This window comes from Legionella sp. (assembly GCF_049790535.1).
GTDB lineage: Bacteria > Pseudomonadota > Gammaproteobacteria > Legionellales > Legionellaceae > Legionella.
The window spans coordinates 1-16910 of sequence record NZ_JBAQZB010000135.1; the positions used below are offsets into that span (position 1 = coordinate 1).

Sequence of the window (16910 nt, forward strand, 5' to 3'; positions counted from 1 at the left end):
CCCGTAAACGTCTCGCCTTATGCTACCGAAGAATAACCCCGCAAATATCGCACCCTTAGTTCATTTATTCAATTAACTCCATGAGTTCATCCATCGACAAAAGAGTTCCAAGATGTTCTTTCTTCCTCTCTTTCTGATGAGGAAAAAGAGTGCGGATTTACATCCGAGCGCAAGCTTAGCTTAGACGCTGTATATAGGACTGCAACTTAAAAAACCTATTCATCAAAATTAGCTTGCAAAACGGGATGCTTCATATATGTCGCATATTTATTTAGAGCCTCTAAAAGGTGAGATACTACGGCTGGAAAAGGAGCTAAATTCACAAAATTAGAAAGGTGCTCTTAAAACATTCGATGCGCATGCATGGGATCACGCTTAATATCTTGAAAAGAGATTAGCTCTACAGGTTTAGCGAAGGCTAGTTTCCTTTAGGACACTGCGACTCCAAAATTACAACCCTTATAAACCAATATTATATACTCATAAAAGACAAAAGATAATTACGCTGAATATGTTATTTTTACAGAATCAGTAGATCCGATAAATCATCAGCATGATCCTCTTCATCTTTTAAAATATCTTCAAGCATTCTTCTTGTGGTAGGATCACTGGCACCAAACCACTGAATTAACTCGCGATAAACCATAATTGCAATCCGTTCCGCAATTAGATCATCTTTAATCAATTTTAATAAATCAGTGCCTGTTCCATAATCAGTAGCAGTCCTTGCGTGTACAGTATTTGGATTAAAATCAGGATTACCACCTAATTGATTAATACGTTCAGCAATCATCATCATGTGACGCTCTTCATCAGCAGCATGCTCTGCGAACTCAGCCACAACTTGAGGACGATCAATTCCTTTAGCAATAACTTGATGATGACGATAACGCAAGACACACATAATCTCAGTAGCTAATGCAGCATTTAAATGAGCGCAAGCTTCTTCAAGATTAAGAGTGTAATCCTCGGTTACGGCTCCTTGATCCAGAGATTTTCCTGCTTGTTTTTTAATTTCATTAAGATTATAAGGAAGTTTATTGTATTCAGATTTCATGCCATTCTCCTTAATGAGTACTTATGAAACAAGTTATTACCGTTTCATTTAGTAATCCATCTGTAAATTTTAGCTTAACTTATACTTATTTGTATTATTTTTACTCTAAAAGTTTAAACTAGGATCTGTTGACCCTAACCTTTTAGTGTATCTCCAATTTTAATTCTATAATCTTGAAATTATTTATAAATTTTAACCCGAGCTTTTTGAGATGAACTTTTCCATGCTCTTTTCATGATTTCTGTGTTAAAGGAGATGCCAAAATTGCCTTCTTTATTTAAAGAAATAACACCCATTTCTCCTTGTAAAACTTTATTTCGCTCATGAATAACGTAATCACAAGCATCTTGTAAACTCATATTCGTTTCGAGCAGCATAGAAATTGTATGAGCAACTACCTCCCTAATTAAATATTCCCCCTCCCCAGTTCCTGATACAGCGCAGGTATTATTATTAGCATAACATCCAGCACCAATAACACAACTGTCTCCAATTCGACCTGGAAGACAATTGCTTAGACCACCAGTTGAGGTTCCTGCAGCAAGATTTCCTTTACAATCCAAAGCCACCGCCCCCACGGTTCCTTTTATTTTTTTATTTTGAATTTCATCAATTGTTTCGATTTTATTCAAGCGTTGGTATTCTTCAAATTGATGCTGAGTAATAAAATAAGATTCAGGCTCAACAGAAACACCATATTTTTGGGCAATCTCCAAGGCGCCATAACCTGAAAGAAAAACATGGTTTGTTTTTTCCATTACAAACCGAGCCAACATAATTGGGTTTTTAACATTACGTACCATAGACACAGCGCCGGCCTGCAAATTGTTGCCGTTCATAATTGAGGCATCCATTTCGACCTCACCACGACAATTTAAGGCAGATCCTTTCCCTGCATTAAATAAATAATTGTCCTCAAGGCTTTTAATCGCCTCTTGGACGGAGTCTAGAGCAGAACCCCCTTTCTCCAGAACCGCATAACCTATATCAATAGCCTTGGTTAAACCATGCTCACATTCTTTTTGATTTTGTTGCAAAAAAGAACTGTCCTCACTAGCACCACCATGTACCGCAATAGCAATTTTTTTCATGCTCATCTTCCATTAAACATTAGATTACTTATCTTCATTCTATTGAACATGTCGGATTATTGCTCACTACCTTTGCTAACTGAACTGTAGGTACTATCCAACTTATTGAGAAATTACTTATTTTTTATCGGGATCGCAGGATTAGCAAGAGCTCGCTTGGAAATTGAAAATTGACACCCTTTTACCAAAAGATGAACTCGTAAATCCTCTACGAAAACAGCCTCTCCTTCTTCAACTTCAGTAATATTGGTTTGATCAATATAGCGCCCGTCAATGATTACTACCATACCAGAGCCATGACATTCTGCATCGGAACCATTTCTAATGACTAAGGCAGTATCTTCACCTAAACCAATGCCTAACTGCTCTGGATTCATAATAATCGCATGTGCCAGACGACTAAAACGTCCTCTTTTAATAAAATGAGTATCAATGATGCATGATTGCAAAATGCCTAACCCAGAACAGGTTAACAAATTTCGATATTTTAACGCCTCTGAGAGGCCTCCACCCATGATCATTACCGAAGACATAACCATAGCTCCAGCGCTGGTTCCAGCTATAATAAATTCATTGTCTTTTTGATATCGTTCTTTGATGATATTAACAATAGGGGTCCCACCTAAAATTGTAGATAAACGAAATTGATCCCCACCTGTAAAAAAAATAGCCCCAGCGTTTTCCGCTCTTTTTAAATACTCTAAATTGCGTGCCTCACTTCTTTTTTTAATAGGAAGAAATCCTATATTGTTATATCCCATATTATTAAAAACTTGTTGATAAACTTTTTTCACCTCACTTTGTATTTCCGAACCTGTAGTAATAATTTCTATCTTCTTATTTGAAGGAGGTAATAATTCACTTAAAATTTCGTAACGGGTAAATTCTTCATCTTGTTCTACATAATCAGGTAATTCGCTCCCTTTATCTTCAGCTCCGCCAATAATGAGTAACTTAGCTTTGGGCATCATTGTAAACCTCGTTCATGCGAACTAATTTTTCTTTTTGCTTAAGCAGATTCGTCACACCAAATACATCTTCAACAGCACAAAATACAAAGGTATTTGAATGAACTCTATCTAAGACGTGTTCAATGGCATCAATCTCATCGGAAATAACATTAACCATAGGTTTTAATTGTGAACGATCAATACCGACACAAAAATGATGGGTTATCTCATTATTACTTCGGCCTCGACCATCTTTATCATGACGTATAATAATTTCATCAAACATAGATGCAGAGTAAAATCCTAATTTTTCTATGTCTTCATCCCGTCGATCACCTGCAATTCCAACAATTCCTATTTTGGTGTCACAGTGAATTGTTTCCAGATAATTTTTTATCTCACAAAATGCCCCTTCATTGTGCGCATAGTCAATCATGATATTACATTGTGGAAATTTAAAAAGATTCATTCTTCCCGGAAGACTCTCCGGAGTAGGATAAAAAATATGTAATGCTTCCTTTATTTTATCTAATGAAAAATGACTGACCACTGCCGCTAGTACTGCAGGTAGTATATTAAGTATCATGCATGTTGCTGTTCCTTGAAAACTGATAGGAACATCCTTTATTTTAGTTAAATTAGTTCGTTCAACACCTTTCTGAATTACAATATATCCTTGGTCAATATAAGCTGCTAATCCTCCTGAATTACAATGTTTTCTTATTCTCGGACTCTCAAACATGCTAAATAAAGCGATCTTACACTGCAACTCGTGCTTCAAATTATAAGTTAAATTATCATCTGCATTTAAAATAGCATATCCAGTTTTTTTCGTACTATGAGCAACAACCGCTTTCACCTCAGCCATATCCTCAATTGTATGAATATCGTCTATACCTAAATGATCTGCGGTAATATTAGTAATAATACTAATATCAGATTCATCAAAGCCTAACCCTGCACGAAGAATACCCCCGCGAGCACATTCTAATACCGCAAACTCTACTTCTGGGGAGTGTAATACTACTTCTGCACTGCATGGCCCACTACAATCCCCGCTATAAATTATTTCATTATTAATATAAATACCCTCAGTAGTAGTGTAGCCCGTGGTATAATTTACCTCCTGGGCCATATGAGCAATCAAACGCACGACACTTGTTTTGCCATTAGTTCCAGTCACTGCAATTATTGGAATTCTTGAGGAAACACTTGAAGGGTAAAGCATATCTAATATCGGAGCAGCCACATTTCTTGGTTTACCTTGATTTGGCGCTAAATGCATCCTTAAACCTGGCCCAGCATTTACTTCAATAATAGCACCGTGATTTTCACTGATGGGGAGACGAATATCTTTAGCAATCACATCAATACCACAAATGTCTAAATTAATTAGTCGCGCTGTACGCTCAGCAAGAAATAGGTTAAATGGATGTACTTCATCAGTAACATCCTCCGCTGTTCCTCCGGCACTTAAATTCGCAGTTTCTTTCAACAACAAAATTTGTCCTTCAGGCAACACACTAGCTAAATTCAAATTATTTTGTCTTAATATAGAAAATGTAGATTCATCAATAGTAATCCTAGTTAAAACATTTTCATGCTCTTCACCACGATTAGGATGTTGATTAACTAATTTAATGAGTTCCTCAATTGAGGACTCTCCATTGCCAATAACCATTGCTGGAGTTCGTTTTGCTACAGCGACAACCTTATAATTTATTACTAAAAAACGATAGTCATTTCCAGTTATAAAACGCTCGATGATTAATTTTTTTGATATTTTTTGCGCAACCTTAAAACCAAAAAGTGCTTTTTGTGAATTAGTAATATTCGCAGTTACCCCCTCCCCATGATTTCCATTCAGTGGCTTAATAACCAGTGGATACGCTAAATGGGTAAGGGCTTCTTTTAACTCTTCTTTAGTTTGGATAGCTAAACCCTTAGGTGTTGGTATGAAATTAGCAGCAAGTATTTGTTTCGTCAGCTCTTTATCAGCAGCAATATCAACTCCTATCGAGCTTGTTTTAGAAGAAACTGCAGTCCAAACTTTTTTTTGGTTGTGACCATATCCTAAAGTAATTAATACATTGTTTAGTGAACAAGCATAAGGAATTTTTCTTCTTTTTGCTTCATCAATAATAGCCTGCGTACTTGGACCAAAACGCTCCTTTTTATATATTTCTTTTAAGTGCGCTATATCGTCATTTAAAGAATAATCTTTACCCTCAGCCAACGCATTTATAAAATTCACTGCAGCTTTTCCGGCATACAAACCTGCATTCTCTATTAGATAGGCAAATAATACATGGTATACTCCATGTTCATGAGCTCCATATGTTCTACCAAAACCACAATCCATACCTGCCAGACATTGTAACTCTAGAGCAACATGTTCAATAACATGTCCTAGCCATGTACCCTCTTCAAGTCTTATTTTAAGCCCACCTTCGATGCCCTCTGAACAACGATGACTGTACAAACTAGGAAGATACTCCATCAATCGTTGATTAAAATTTCCTAAAAGATTAGTAGGTAATTCCTCATAAATACCAAGATCAAGCTTCATCACGATCAACTTTTTTCTATAATTGGACCAATAATTAGGACCTTTTAATGCTTGTACTTTTAAAATATTCATTCTCATTCTCAATCCTTTGATTCTTGTGATGAAATTTGTAGAAAGCTATTTCAGCTTAGGTATAAAACCGTAATTCTTCAAATGAATTAAATAACTAATTCAAGAATTCTATTGGGTTATTTATAAGTTTAGACCTTTTATAAAATTTTATATTATGACGGGATAAGGTTATATTGGTAGGAATGGTAAATAGAAATTTAACTTTAAAAATAGAGCATCCCTATTTTAATTTGAGATGCTCTATTTTTACAATTATTTAATAGTGCAAGTGATTTTAGTGCAATCACGGCAGTTTTGCGCCGCAAAGCTAAATGCCTCAGCAATAGATTTAGCATTCTCAGACATTTGTTTATCTGCAGCCTTATCGGCATCAAAATCACTGGAACTCGCATTAGTGGTACACACCCAATCAGAACTTAATGAAGTGCCTCCTGCTGCAAATGTAATTGATGAAATACCAATGAAGCTACTGAATAATAATCCTGATAATATTTTCATGATTGTCTCCATAATTGTCCAGATTGATTTTAAAAATTATAAAAATCATGCATGGAAGTGATAATTCTGCTGACGCAAAATTAGGCCAATGATCTTTGTCAAAGCCACAGGCATTTTTAAAATGTTCCTTATCAGCATTGATAATAAAACAATCCTCATCATTGTCATATAAAAATAAATTCAAGGTACTGTTATTTTTAATGATGATTTTTATGCTGAAACTCTTTGACTACTTTTTTAGCCTCATCCTCAGAGTAACCATAATGTTTTTGAAGTTTTCCAAAAATTTCTTGTTGATTTCCTTCAATTTTCTTGAGATCATCATCCGTTAATTTACCCCAAAGCTGTTTCATTTTTCCTTTCACTTCTTCCCATTTTCCTTCAAAAATATCCTTATTCATTTTTATTCTCCTCATCCTATTTATACTAATAAACAAATTTTATTAGTCGAACATAAATTTAGTCCAAGATGAGGTCTATTGCAAAGCAAAAAAATATTTTCATTAGCTTAGTTAAATTTTTTTGAAAATTATGGCTTAGCTAACTCTAAGAAATGAATAACTACGCGAGCAAATTGTTCCGGATATTCTATTTGCGGTAAATGACCGCATTTAGAAAAACAGTAATACTTTGCGTCCTTAATTTGATTCGCAAGCTGCTTTACTAAAAACTCACTAAATATCAAATCTTGATCCCCAGCTAATACTAAAGTTGGCACTTTGATTTGTTGCAACCAAGGACTTGAATCAAACTTAAGAAGCGCCGCATATTGTCCCTCATATCCTTTATCAGTGAAGGGATAAGGGTTTTTTAGACCCATTTGAATTAATAATTCAAGCATTCCGGGTTGTGAAATAAATTGAAATGAGAAAGCCCAACTGCATTCTGCTTTAATCAATACTCCCTCAGGTAACTTGGCTTTTCGCATCTCGAGTTGTGCCTCAATATAGAGGCGGAAAGTGGTATGCATTACTGCACCAGAGTTACATATAATGATTGATTTAACCAAGTCGCTATAACGAACTGATAAGGACTGTACGATGTAGCCACCCATTGAGCTTCCCACAAAATGAGCATTGTTAATGTTCAATCTCAAGCACAAGGCAGCAACATCATCGGCCATTTGTTCTATACTGTATGGGCCATCAGGCACATCAGTTTGGCCGGCACCGCGATTATCCAACAAAATAACCTGATATTTTTCTTTAAAATAAGCAACTACTCCACCCCAAACGTTATGATCTGCAGTAAAGCCACCAATAAAAACAATGGGTTCCCCCTGCCCATGTAGTTCATAATACAGAGAAATATCATTAATTTTCATATGTGGCATAGTGGTACTCCCTTAATTTAACGTTAGTTATGCATAACATTGAGTTATTTCCTCTATCTTTTCAGGAGCGGATTTAACCGTCTCTCGAGGTCTTGATCTACAAATCGAGAGGGAGTAAATTAAATAGATTTCTTATCCATAACTGACATTATTTTAATTTCCAAATGTAACTGTATAAATTTTTATCCCTGGTTCTGTAGCAATAATTTCTAAATAACCACTGGAAAACTGTCTTTGCGATACTGCTTCATAAATTGAATAGTTATCTACTAAAAGACTTTTTTCTGCAACACTATTTAATCGTACTTTAACTTGAATGGGTTTCGTTGTGTTATTTCCCATTACAAAAAACACCTTCTTGGCCTTAAAATGTATTTTAAGGACAGCGTTTGCCTCGGTAGCTAAAATACTGTCCGCATTTACCTGCCATAAACCTTCCAAACTCCAGGCATTTACGGGTAATAATGATGAAAAATGATATCTAAATGCTTTATTTTCAATGAAAGAAGGACTTAAACGGACATCTGCTCGTTCATAACCCAAATAGGTTTCTGGTGTTTGTGAATAAGCAATAGGGGAACTTTTTTTCGAATTTAAGATCGTTAGTTTATTAATACCTAGCAAATAACGAATATTATTTTCCATTATCTCATAATTACCTTCGCCAAAATGCTCATAAACTACCTCTCCCTTTTTATTAATTAAATAATGTGCTGGCCAATAATGATTATTAAAGTTAATCCAGGTTAGATAATTATTATCAAGCGCTACTGGGTAAAGAATTCCCTCACGTTGTACTGCTGCCCTGACATTCTCTGGGTTAGCTTCAAAATTAAATTCCGGTGTATGTATTCCGATGACTACTAAACCTTTATCGTGGTAATGGTTGTACCAGTATTTAACATAAGGCAAGCTCCGTAAACAGTTGATGCAGGAATAAGTCCAGAAATCTATTAAGACAACCTTGCCTTTTAAATCGTTTAAATTTATAGGGGAAGAATTAATCCAAGAGGTGATGCCTGTTATTTCCGGTTCAGGATAAGGATGCCACAAACCACCAATTAACGAAGTGGTTGTTTTAATTCCAGTTTGTTCAGTGTAAGTTGAAACAACTACCCTGTCAAAATACATCATATAGAGCACACTGGTGATAATTATCCCACCTAACAATTTACGAAATAGTTCTGCTTGTCTTTTAAAGAACGTGAATGTAGTCATAATTTTTTGGCCATATAATGAAACAATAAACATGGGAATGACTGCGCCTAAAGCAAAAGCAAAAAGGGTGAAGAAGCTAAGTACTGTAGTGCGTTGTATCACTGTTTGCACAATGATTGCCGCGAGAATTGGTCCTGCACAAGGAGTCCAAATAACTGCAATTAGTCCTCCCAAAAACAATCCATTGCAAAAACCTCTTTGAGCATTATTTTTTGCATATAAATCTGCGCCAAAACCTGTTAATCGCTGGGTGATGCGGTTGAACTGTTCCGTTAAATTATTCGACAACATCATCAAGCCTAATAAAATCAAAGAGACATAACCAATCGTACGCACTACTGTAAAATTAATCCCTAAATAATTTACCAATTGTCGTGAAAAAAATATCAATACTGCAAAAAACAAACTAAATCCAATGAGCATTCCCAAAGAGCGTTTTTTTGAACCTGTTAATGACGCAGCGACAAACACCGGCAAAACAGGTAAAATACAAGGTGAAATAATCAGACCGAATCCTTCAATAAATCCTAAAAAAATGGTAATAAAATTTGCTTCCACTGCCTTCCCTTCTAGAAATGATACTATTTTTTTGAATAAATCTATCTCAATGTAGATTAATCCTCGTACAAGAACTAGTCACAACTGTTAAATTATCTTTTTATCGCATCAATTAATAAGTATCAAAACCTTCATATTCCTGCCAAGAGAGCTTATGATAAGTACACTCCGTCACTAGAGCAAGCTCGGGTCCTTTTTTTAACCAATTGTAAAAGATCTCCAATTGCTTCTCCTCACCACAAGCAAAAACCTCTACTCGTCCGTCAGGTAAATTTCGTGCCCAACCCGTTATTCCTAATTTTTTTGCTTGTTCTTTTGCGGTGGATCGATACCATACACCTTGAACCTTACCAGAGACATAGCATCGCATGCATAATTGATTGTCCATAAATTTTCTTATTAGTTTTTCTTATAATAAAGTTTATCTTATTTCTAGAATAAATGATCGAACAAAAAACTTTGAGATGATTGCTATTAGATAAATAGCTATCGCTACAATAGTCTTGGGGCATATGTAAAAAAATCTGTTTTTTTTCTTAGAAATAAGCAATACTTGCATTTGGATTCATCATCATATAATTCATGATAAAAATAAGACCATTCCTTAAATGGGCAGGTAGTAAATACAACTGTTTAGATAAGATTATTCCCTTTTTACCTCCCGGTAAGCGCCTAATTGAGCCATTTTCTGGTTCTGCTGTTATTTTTATGAATACCAATTATGCAGCCCATCTTTTAGCAGAAAGTAATTTGGATTTAATCAGTCTATTTACCATTCTGCAAAAAAAGGGAAATGCATTTATTGATTATTGCCAAAATTATTTCAGTTCTGAATTTAATTGCAAGGAACAATACTATCGAATACGCGCTGATTTTAATCAAGCACTCTATACACAACAACGAGCCGCCTATTTTCTTTATCTAAACCGTCATGGTTATAATGGATTATGTCGTTACAATTCAAAAGGGTACTATAACGTTCCTTTTGGGCTTTATACCAAACCTTATTTTCCTCGCAAGGAAATGCAACTCTTTTATGAAAAAAGCCAATCAGCACAATTCATTCATCATGACTTTAGGAAAACTTTTGAATATGCCGAACGAGGTGATGTAATTTATTGCGATCCCCCCTATGTTCCCGTTTCAGAAAAAACGCGACTTTTACCCTACACACAAAAACCATTTACCACAGAAGACCAAATTGAGCTTGCAGAATTAGCTAAAGCAGCGGCCGCAAAAGGTATTCCCGTTATTTTATCCAATCATGATACTGAATTTGTGAGACATTATTATCGAGAAGCAGAAATTAAAAGCTTTTCCGTATCGCGTTTCATTAACTGTCATACTGCTTTGCGCCAACCAGTTAGAGAATTAATTGCGATATTTAATTAGAGCTTTGAAATCTTCCAATACCAGTTTGTAAAGCAACAGATGCATTCATAGTAAACGCTTACTGAAGTATTAATGAGCTGCTTTCTCTTTAATAAAGAAAGCAAGAATAGTAACTAAGAGCAATGAAATAGGCAATATGGATAAAGCGACCTGATAATCTATTACAGAATAGATATGCTCACCATCGATAATTCTACTGTACCCACAGGTATCTAATAATTTACCAACTAAAGGTTGGAAGATTACTCCACCCAGGGTGACAATCATATTGGTTGCAGCAAAGACCGTACTGGATAACTGTGTGCCACTGCATTCTTTAGCCATTATGAATACAATAATTTCTGTAGCACTAAACACGCCGTAGAAAAACAATAAAGCATACAGACTGGAATGAGACAAATTCGGACAATACAATACCAGACTAATACAAATTAAAGATAAAATTGCCCCTATAACCAACGGCAATAATCTTTTTCCTGTGCGATCAGATAAGTAACCGGCGATTGGAGCACCTACTGCCCAGCCTAAAAATACAGCCGATACTGTTTGAGCTGCTTCTACTTTGGTTAAGTGATGTACCTGTTGTAAATAGGTTTTGCCCCATAATTCACCAAATACAGACAACGAGGTATACAAACAAGCACCAACAAAACCGATTAGCCACACCTGTGGAGCCGCTAATACCTTAAAAACGTTATGAAAAAACTCTGGTAAAGGATGTTTATTAGGCTGATGACCGGCGGGGCCATCACGAACAATCAATAGCATTAATACACTAAGGCCACAACCAACAAGAGAAATGAACAATAATACACGTTCCCAGCCTATACTTTCAGACCATTCGGTTATCTTCACCTCTCCATAAACAAGACCTAACATTCCTAAAGTTGTCATTAATCCTGCAACCAGGGAAAAATAACGTCTTGGTAACCAATGTAGAGTAAGAGACAGTACTCCCACAAAAGCAAAGGATGAACCAAACCCCACTAAAAAACGACCGGACCCCACTAAAAAAATGGAGGATGTTAAGGTAAACATCCATGAACCTACAGTACAACAAATACACGCAAAAGTTAGGAGCTTTCTAGGACCAAATCGATCCATAAGAATCCCCACAGGCATTTGCATTGGCGAATAAGCAAAATAGTAAAGTGCTGATATCTGACCAAATGTAGTTGCTGAAATATGTCCCAAGGCAATACTGAGCTCACTTTGCAACACACCGGGGATGATGCGTAAAATAAACTCATAACAGTAGAAAACTGCTCCGACAAAACATATGAATGAACCTAAAATCATTTGTTTTCTTAAACTCTGCATATTACTTATCTACGTGAGCGTAAGTTTCTTTTAAAAAGAAGGTTAATACAGCTGCAATAGCAATTCCTATTGGTATAATTGCCAAGGAAAATTGATAATCACTCACGGTGTATAACTTGTGAACATTATTTGCAATTGTTACCGCAGTACCTGTCTTAGCAGCTGAGCTAAAATCTAATAAATAACCGACCAAAGGTTGCAGTAGCATAGCACCTAACATCACGATCATATTCGTTAGGGCCATAGCAGTACCCGCTGCTTCTCCAGGACTTAACTCTCTACCAACCGCAAATACAATAGCTTGTGCACTGTAAAAAAGACCTAATAAAAACATCAATATTTGTATATTGGACCCAGTCAGCCCTGGAGCATACAAAATAATTGCCATTAAAACTCCAGCACCCGTAGCACCTAAGAACATAGGAAATTTTCTGCGTTCCAGACGGTCAGAAATATACCCCATTAAGGGAGCCCCTATGGTAAATCCCAGAAAAAGCAGGGAATTCGCTAAACCTGCAGCATGAGAAGATAGTCCATGAGCATGTCTTAAATAAGGAATACCCCATAATTCAGCGAAAACAGTCGTTGGTAAGTAAACTAAACAACCATACATCCCATTAATCCAAATCTGATTATTACGAGCAATGATTGCTAAATCTTCCAAGCCTTTTTTAAACGTGGAAACAGTTCCATTTTGCCTATGACGTCCTTTTTTATCATGAACGCCTACCCACAATGCAAACAACAAGACAATACCAAAAATTGCTATAACATTTAGTGTCTTAACCCAACCTAATTTGTCAACAAAAAATTCTAAAAAATTATCGCCTAACATTGCACCGATAGCGCCTAACGCAGCGGTCATTCCGGAAACCATAGCCAGTCTGTTCTCAGGTAACCAAATCGTAGCCAACTTTAATACACCCACGAATGCAAATGCAGAACCCAACCCTACTAAAAAACGGCCTGAAGCTGCTATCCAGAAATTTGCTGTGCTTGTAAAAAGAAACGTACCAATAACGCAAATAAAGCAAGCTAATGTTAAAAGCCTTCTAGGACCGTAACGATCCAGTAATAAACCTACCGGCAACTGCATTGGCACATACGCATAATAATAAATTGATGAGAGATGACCAAAACCAGATGCCGACAAATTAAAGTGTTCACGTAGGGAAAATTCCATCGCACTTGGAGCGATCCGTAGTAAATATTCATAACTATAGAAAATTGCTCCGAGAGCACAAATAAACCATCCAACTATGGTGTAATTTTTACGATTTTCAGAAAGCAAAGTCATCTCCTTAACTATTGGGTTAAGCAAAAGCGTGTACAACTCTTAATAAATAAAGGCATTCCACGACTCTTTTTTATTTCAATTTCTTTGTTGTCATTCCAACACACACTAAGATATCTATTGATGGCACAAGGTTTTACCCTATAGATTTCACTACAACTTAAGAAATTACCTTTATTTTAATTGACTAACGCCACTTACTATTGCAGCGTCAGCCACAGCAGCAGGAACTCTCTCTTTTAAACGAGGGTCAATAGGTTTTGGAATAATATAATTAGGACCAAACTCCCAATGGGTAACACCTGGGTAATTATCTTTCACTACCTGAGGAACAGGAGCATGTGCTAATTGACGTATTGCTTCAACTGCCGCAATTTGCATGGATTGATTGATACATCGAGCACGGACATCTAATGCGCCCCGAAAAATGTAGGGAAAACATAGTACATTATTTACTTGATTAGGATAATCACTGCGCCCAGTAGCAATGATCAGATCATCTCGTACTTGATGAGCTATTTCAGGTCTAATTTCAGGATCTGGATTCGATAATGCAAAAATTATGGGATTAGGTGCCATTAAATTTAACAAGTTCGCATTTAATAGGTCAGGTTTTGCCACACCAATAAACACATCAGCATCTATTAATGCATCAGCCAAAGTGCGACAATCTGTTGTCCGAGCAAATGCAAATTTATAGGGATTAAGATCCGTACGGCCTGAGTGAATGACCCCCTGAGAATCCAAGAGGAGCATATTTTCCTTATTTGCACCCAAAGCAACCAGCAAACGCATCGAAGCAATACCTGCAGCACCAGCGCCAATACATACAATTTTTGCATCAGCTAAAGTTTTTTTCTGTAATTCAAGAGCATTTAACAAACCTGCAGCAACAACAATTGCAGTGCCATGTTGATCATCATGAAACACAGGTATATTTAATTGTTCAATCAGCGCTTGCTCAATTTCAAAGCATTCAGGGGCTTTAATATCCTCTAAATTAATTCCACCAAAAGTGGGAGAAATACTCTTTGCAGAAGCAATAAAAGCCTGTGAATCATGCGCATCGATTTCAATATCAAACACATCAATACCAGCAAATCGCTTAAATAAAACAGCTTTGCCTTCCATAACAGGTTTACTGGCAAGAGGCCCTAAATCACCTAGACCAAGCACGGCAGTTCCATTCGTCATTACAGCGACTAAATTTCCTTTACTGGTATAACGATAAGCATTTTCAGAATTTTCAGCTATAGCTAAAACCGGTGCCGCAACTCCAGGAGTATATGCCAAAGATAAATCAGTTTGAGAGTTAGTTGGCTTAGTAAGATGCACGCTGAGCTTACCTGGAAGAGGAAACTCATGATAGTCCAATGCTGCTTGTTTTAAAACTTCATTATCCAAAGTACTTACTCTCTTATAAAAACTAAAACAAAATTCGTAGCGTCTGGCAAAAATCGTTTAGCATGTTTCAAGTCACAACCAATTTGAAGTATCTAAATAGATTAACTTCTATGTATTCCAAGACGAAGTTGTAGGTGAAAATGCTAATTTAGAAAAAACTGAATCGCCAATAGCCCAGATAATTTATTGAAAAATTATTATCAAATAATAATTTTTCAATAAATTAATAAAACTGCATCAATAGTACACTTATTATTATTCTTTTGATGTTACTTTTTCTTTTGATGTTACTTTACCAGAACGCAAACCATAACGATCTTTGAATTGCTGCACGCGACCACCGATCTTATCGGTTTTTTGCTGTCCAGTATAAAAAGAATGGCATTCTGAGCATACTTCAATATTTAAGTCTTTGCATAATGTAGAACGGGTCTCAAATACTTTACCACAGCTGCAAGTAACTTTAATTAGCTCATAATTTGGATGTATTGCTGCCTTCATAACACTACTCTCTTTAATTAGTTCAACTAAGAATATTGCCACCTGAACCCAATTGCCAAGCACCATATTCTATACAAATGACGCGAAACAATAGCAGAAAAATTTCTGCAAAGCAATTTTTTTAGTTTTTTTCAAGACTATTATTTTCAATAAATAGTGTACGTATCAATGCAGTCAAGCTGAGTAAATACCGAAGGAACCGAGTTAAACAATGCGCTATTATTAAATTTTTCTCTCATAGTTGCGATACTTATTGGATTAATCTGCTGCTTCTGTAAAACACTTCTAATCGTTTCCGTTGGTTCACTGCGAAAAACATCACCTCGAGCATAGATAGCCGCCTCGTGTTTAAAGAATGCCCATTTACAAAACGCGCTTAACGAAGGAACATTATTCCGTTTTTTTTCTTTTAGTTGAGTTGTATGTGCTTCATATTGAACTAAAGTAGCCTCTCTTGTATTGCCTTTTAAATTAAAAATGCTCGCTTCCCTTAGTAGTCCCGAGGAAGATTTTTTTACCTGGTTTGCATTTTGATAAGCACTCAATGCATTATTTAAATCACCTCGTTGTGTATAAATATCGCCTTGACTTATTAATGCTAAATAATTATTAGGGTTAAACGCTAATACTTGATTTAAATCAGTACACGCTTTCTCGAGGTCACCTGTTACGCGATATAACTCACCTCGGGAGGTCAAGGCAATAACATTTTGTGGATAAAGCGTCAATGCTAGATTTAAATCAGCAAGAGCCTCCCTGTAGTTGCCTTGCAGACGATAAATCTCACCTCGAAGTGATAAAATGTGACTCTTATTAGGGCTGTCCGTGATCGATAGTGCTTGATTTAAATCAGCAAGCGCTGCCGCATAATTTCCTTGCGAGTAGTACACATTGCCTCGTGTTGCTAAGGCAACTTCAGCGGTAGGTCTGATCTCGATTGCTTTATTTAAATCAATTAAAGCTAAGTCATTAAGGCCTAGCTCACGACGAATTTCACCACGAAACGATAAAGCATATTCATTATAGGGATTAATTACCAGTGCTTGATCTAAATCAGCAAAAGCTGCAGAGTAATTACCTAAAGAACCATGAATCCTACCTCGTGTTGCTAGGGCAACCTCAGAGTTAGGCCTGATCGCGATTGCTTTATTTAAATCAGCAAAAGCCAAGTCATATTGACCCAGCAGTCGGAAAACCTCGCCTCGTAGTGTTAAAGAAAAATCACTAATCTGAATCCCCAATGCCTTAGTAAAATCAACGAGAGCTTCTGAATAGTTGCATTGTCTATATTGAGTTAGCCCTCGGGACACTAAAGCCACAATATGATTAGGATTGATTGCAAGTATTCGATTGAAATCAGAAAGGGCCAACTCATAATTACCTTGCAGGCAATATACATCGCCTCGATTTATTAAAGCACAATTATTGTCAGGCTCAATCATCAATGCTTGATTAAAATCATCAAGAGCTAACCCATATTTGCCTAAAAAGCGGTAAACCGTGCCTCTAACTGAGAAAGTGAAAGTAAAATCATTGGGATCAAGCCACAGCATTTGATTTAAATGAGTAAGAGCGGCCGTGTAATGACCTTGCTTAACAAGAGTTAGAATGTGATTTTTAAGATCTTCACTATGATAACTTGTTGCTTGCTTT

Annotated in this window: 15 protein-coding genes; 1 reads left to right on the plus strand and 14 read right to left on the minus strand. The window is 36.3% G+C overall.

The annotated features are described in order from the left end of the window. Positions 1 to 520 precede the first annotated feature (520 nt). The 9 genes from WA877_RS09065 to WA877_RS09105 form a co-directional block, all read right to left on the minus strand. Entirely contained in the window at positions 521 to 1057 is a 537-nt protein-coding gene (locus WA877_RS09065) for a ferritin-like domain-containing protein (RefSeq protein ID WP_425170594.1), read from the minus strand. Between the two features lie 179 nt (positions 1058 to 1236). Next, positions 1237 to 2148: an isoaspartyl peptidase/L-asparaginase family protein gene (locus WA877_RS09070; RefSeq protein ID WP_425170595.1), complete on the minus strand. Its 912-nt coding sequence runs from the start codon at positions 2146 to 2148 to the stop codon at positions 1237 to 1239. A 113-nt stretch (positions 2149 to 2261) separates the two neighbouring features. After that, complete coding sequence (locus WA877_RS09075; RefSeq protein ID WP_425170596.1) at positions 2262 to 3119, minus strand: cyanophycinase; 858 nt, start codon at positions 3117 to 3119, stop codon at positions 2262 to 2264. Further along, the gene (cphA, locus tag WA877_RS09080) at positions 3103 to 5745 is read right to left on the minus strand and encodes a cyanophycin synthetase (RefSeq protein WP_425170597.1); all 2643 of its coding nucleotides are present in this window, start codon (positions 5743 to 5745) and stop codon (positions 3103 to 3105) included. Before cphA ends, WA877_RS09075 begins: the two co-directional genes overlap by 17 nt. 246 nt (positions 5746 to 5991) lie before the next feature. Further along, on the minus strand, positions 5992 to 6237 hold the full coding sequence (locus WA877_RS09085) for a hypothetical protein (RefSeq protein WP_425170598.1): 246 nt from the start codon (positions 6235 to 6237) through the stop codon (positions 5992 to 5994). Between the two features lie 197 nt (positions 6238 to 6434). Then, positions 6435 to 6638: a CsbD family protein gene (locus tag WA877_RS09090; protein ID WP_425170599.1), complete on the minus strand. Its 204-nt coding sequence runs from the start codon at positions 6636 to 6638 to the stop codon at positions 6435 to 6437. Positions 6639 to 6766: 128 nt separating this feature from the next. Next, positions 6767 to 7570: an alpha/beta fold hydrolase gene (locus WA877_RS09095; RefSeq protein ID WP_425170600.1), complete on the minus strand. Its 804-nt coding sequence runs from the start codon at positions 7568 to 7570 to the stop codon at positions 6767 to 6769. 153 nt (positions 7571 to 7723) lie between these two features. After that, on the minus strand, positions 7724 to 9346 hold the full coding sequence (locus WA877_RS09100) for a cytochrome c biogenesis protein DipZ (RefSeq protein WP_425170601.1): 1623 nt from the start codon (positions 9344 to 9346) through the stop codon (positions 7724 to 7726). A gap of 112 nt (positions 9347 to 9458) precedes the next feature. Then, positions 9459 to 9734, minus strand: coding sequence for an acylphosphatase (locus WA877_RS09105; RefSeq protein WP_425170602.1), 276 nt, complete (start codon positions 9732 to 9734; stop codon positions 9459 to 9461). Positions 9735 to 9928: 194 nt separating this feature from the next. On the opposite strand from WA877_RS09105, the gene WA877_RS09110 reads away from it, so the two are divergent. Then, positions 9929 to 10738 carry a Dam family site-specific DNA-(adenine-N6)-methyltransferase gene (locus WA877_RS09110; RefSeq protein WP_425170603.1) on the plus strand — a complete coding sequence of 270 codons (810 nt, stop codon included), beginning with the start codon at positions 9929 to 9931 and terminating at the stop codon, positions 10736 to 10738. A gap of 69 nt (positions 10739 to 10807) precedes the next feature. On the opposite strand, the gene WA877_RS09115 is transcribed toward WA877_RS09110, so the two are convergent. The 5 genes from WA877_RS09115 to WA877_RS09135 all read right to left on the minus strand — a co-directional run. Further along, entirely contained in the window at positions 10808 to 12058 is a 1251-nt protein-coding gene (locus WA877_RS09115; protein ID WP_425170604.1) for an MFS transporter, read from the minus strand. A gap of 1 nt (position 12059) precedes the next feature. Further along, the gene (locus tag WA877_RS09120) at positions 12060 to 13349 is read right to left on the minus strand and encodes an MFS transporter (RefSeq protein ID WP_425170605.1); all 1290 of its coding nucleotides are present in this window, start codon (positions 13347 to 13349) and stop codon (positions 12060 to 12062) included. Between the two features lie 177 nt (positions 13350 to 13526). After that, positions 13527 to 14756 carry a malic enzyme-like NAD(P)-binding protein gene (locus WA877_RS09125; protein ID WP_425170606.1) on the minus strand — a complete coding sequence of 410 codons (1230 nt, stop codon included), beginning with the start codon at positions 14754 to 14756 and terminating at the stop codon, positions 13527 to 13529. 255 nt (positions 14757 to 15011) lie between these two features. Further along, on the minus strand, positions 15012 to 15257 hold the full coding sequence (gene rpmE, locus WA877_RS09130; protein WP_425170607.1) for a 50S ribosomal protein L31: 246 nt from the start codon (positions 15255 to 15257) through the stop codon (positions 15012 to 15014). Positions 15258 to 15403: 146 nt separating this feature from the next. Then, on the minus strand, positions 15404 to 16910 hold a 1507-nt coding region (locus WA877_RS09135), incomplete at its 5' end, for a tetratricopeptide repeat protein (protein WP_425170608.1).

What these genes read in the sequence shown, in the direction of transcription:
- WA877_RS09110 (WP_425170603.1), top strand. Translation starts at nt 9,929, where the DNA reads ATGATAAAAATAAGACCATTCCTTAAATGGGCAGGTAGTAAATACAAC.
- WA877_RS09095 (WP_425170600.1), bottom strand. Translation starts at nt 7,570, where the DNA reads ATGCCACATATGAAAATTAATGATATTTCTCTGTATTATGAACTACAT.
- WA877_RS09090 (WP_425170599.1), bottom strand. Translation starts at nt 6,638, where the DNA reads ATGAATAAGGATATTTTTGAAGGAAAATGGGAAGAAGTGAAAGGAAAA.
- WA877_RS09115 (WP_425170604.1), bottom strand. Translation starts at nt 12,058, where the DNA reads ATGCAGAGTTTAAGAAAACAAATGATTTTAGGTTCATTCATATGTTTT.
- cphA (WP_425170597.1), bottom strand. Translation starts at nt 5,745, where the DNA reads ATGAGAATGAATATTTTAAAAGTACAAGCATTAAAAGGTCCTAATTAT.
- rpmE (WP_425170607.1), bottom strand. Translation starts at nt 15,257, where the DNA reads ATGAAGGCAGCAATACATCCAAATTATGAGCTAATTAAAGTTACTTGC.
- WA877_RS09070 (WP_425170595.1), bottom strand. Translation starts at nt 2,148, where the DNA reads ATGAAAAAAATTGCTATTGCGGTACATGGTGGTGCTAGTGAGGACAGT.
- WA877_RS09075 (WP_425170596.1), bottom strand. Translation starts at nt 3,119, where the DNA reads ATGATGCCCAAAGCTAAGTTACTCATTATTGGCGGAGCTGAAGATAAA.
- WA877_RS09105 (WP_425170602.1), bottom strand. Translation starts at nt 9,734, where the DNA reads ATGGACAATCAATTATGCATGCGATGCTATGTCTCTGGTAAGGTTCAA.
- WA877_RS09065 (WP_425170594.1), bottom strand. Translation starts at nt 1,057, where the DNA reads ATGAAATCTGAATACAATAAACTTCCTTATAATCTTAATGAAATTAAA.
- WA877_RS09085 (WP_425170598.1), bottom strand. Translation starts at nt 6,237, where the DNA reads ATGAAAATATTATCAGGATTATTATTCAGTAGCTTCATTGGTATTTCA.